The 2,452-nt window shown below is 61.5% G+C and carries 2 protein-coding genes; both read left to right on the top strand.

Annotation, left to right across the window (positions count from 1 at the left end; genetic code table 11):
- Positions 1 to 1,462 (top strand): PhoH family protein (locus ACRXB1_RS34560; protein ID WP_449494599.1); only part of this gene is annotated, 1,462 nt, incomplete at its 5' end.
- A gap of 201 nt (positions 1,463 to 1,663) precedes the next feature.
- The coding region (locus ACRXB1_RS34555) for an NlpC/P60 family protein (protein WP_449494598.1) at positions 1,664 to 2,452 on the top strand (789 nt) is incomplete at its 3' end.

Below are 2,452 nucleotides of genomic sequence, written 5' to 3'. Positions count from 1 at the left end.
TCCGGCTTCGGTTGCCGCACAGCCGCGCGTACAGCAGAAGCGCCGTCAGCGCGGCCAGCCGGAAAACGAGATCGGCAAGCTCTTCGTGCTCGACACGAACGTGCTGATGCACGATCCGTCATCGCTTTTCAGGTTCGAGGAACACGACGTCTATCTGCCCATGATGACGCTCGAGGAACTCGACAACCACAAGAAAGGCATGTCGGAAGTGGCGCGCAATGCGCGTCAGGTCAGCCGTACGCTGGATGCGCTGGTCGCCCACGTGGGCGAGATGTCGGCGGGATTGCCGCTCTCCGCCCTGGGTAACCGCGATGCAACCGGCCGCCTCTACTTCCAGACCACGTTGACCGACATCGAGCCGGTTGAGGGTCTGCCGGTTGGCAAGGCCGACAATCAGATTCTCGGCGTGGTCCGCGCGCTGCAAAAAGAGCGCACGGATCGCCAGGTCGTGCTGGTGTCGAAAGACATCAACATGCGCATCAAGGCGCACGCACTCGGCCTGCCCGCAGAAGATTATTTCAACGACCAGGTCCTTGAAGACAAGGATCTGCTCTATTCCGGCGTGCGCGCGCTGCCTTCGGATTTCTGGACGAAGCATGCGAAGGGCATGGAAAGCTGGCAGGACACGAAGACGGGCACCACGTACTACCGCGTGACCGGTCCGCAATGCGCGTCCATGTTAGTGAACGAGTTTGTGTACTTCGAACCGCAGAACGGCGAACCGTCGTTCTATGGCATCGTGCGTGAGCTCAACGGCAAGACGGCGCTGCTGCAAACGCTGCGCGATTACAGTCACCACAAGAACAACGTGTGGGGCATTACATCGCGCAACCGGGAGCAGAATTTTGCGCTGAACCTGCTGATGAACCCGGACGTCGACTTTGTCACGCTGCTGGGTCAGGCCGGGACCGGCAAGACCTTGATGGCGCTGGCCGCCGGCCTCGCACAAGTACTCGACGACAAGCGCTACAACGAGATCATCGTCACCCGGGCGACGGTTCCGGTGGGCGAAGATATCGGGTTCTTGCCGGGTACGGAAGAGGAAAAGATGCAGCCGTGGATGGGCGCATTCGACGACAACCTCGAGGTCCTGCAGAAAACGGACGATGCCGCCGGCGAATGGGGCCGCGCCGCCACGCAGGAACTGATCCGCTCGCGCTTGAAGGTGAAGAGCATGAACTTCATGCGTGGACGGACGTTCGTGGACAAGTACGTGATCATCGATGAAGCGCAGAACCTGACGCCGAAACAGATGAAAACGCTCGTCACGCGGGCGGGTCCGGGTACGAAGATCGTGTGCCTGGGCAATATCGCGCAGATCGATACGCCTTATCTGACCGAAGGCAGTTCGGGCCTCACCTACGTGGTGGACCGCTTCAAGGGCTGGACGCACAGCGGGCACGTAACGCTGGCGCGCGGTGAGCGGTCCCGTCTGGCGGATTACGCTTCAGATATCCTTTAAAGTTTCACCCACTGTCCGAAAGCCCGGCAAGCATCGCTTGCCGGGCTTTTTTTGTGGTTTTTTCTCCAAACCGACGTCGTTTTCCACCTCACTTACAGCGTTAACCTAAAGTGACTTATCAACAAAACTTGCCGGAGCCCCATCTGACGGGCTAGTATCGCGAGACCGTCATCACGGTGAGCGGTCCGCTCGCCCTTTCGAATGCGCCGATTCTGGTCACTGCTGCTCGTCACCTTCCTCGCTGCCGCCTGCTCCAGCGCGCCGCAGCGGATATCGCGCGCGCCGGCCGAATCGAACACAACTGCTGCAAACCGCACTTTTGCCAAGCCATCCGGGTTTCCAGACTTCGTCGATCACAGCGTGGGGCGCGAGGAAATTTCCATCCAGGCAATGGCGCTTGTCGGCGTGCCGTATCGCTGGGGCGGGAATACACCGGAAGCCGGTTTTGATTGCAGCGGACTGGTTCGGTACGTGGTCGACCGCGCGGCCTCGGTCAACCTGCCACGCACGACCGCTGACATGAGCGGGCGCGGCGAGTCCATCGAACCAGACGAAGTCGCACCCGGCGACCTGATCTTCTTCAACACGACCGGACGCGCGCATTCGCATGTCGGGATCTACGTGGGCAAGCTGCGCTTCGTGAATGCGCCATCCACCGGCGGCACGGTCCGGCTTGATTATCTGACGAACCCCTACTGGGCGAAGCGCTTCGATGGCATCCGCCGCGTCGCCGCGCCTAAGTCGGCTCCAGCGCCTTTCGATTCACCGACGTATCTGGCGTCGCCCGTTCCCGCTCCGTCCGATGGCGCTGCCAGCCGGTCTGCGCCTGCACAAGTCGCGGTGGCGCCGAACAGTACCAACGCGGTTGACGCGTTCGAACCTCCGCCGCCGGTGTTGTCTGCCGCTCAGCGACAAGCGCAATCAGCCGGCGCGGTTTCGCCGGCCGTGTCTACCGCAAATGCGAGCGTCGATCCGTTCGAACCTCCGCCG

It is taken from the genome of Caballeronia sp. M23-90 (assembly GCF_053574605.1).
This window is presented reverse-complemented; position numbering and strand designations above follow the sequence as displayed.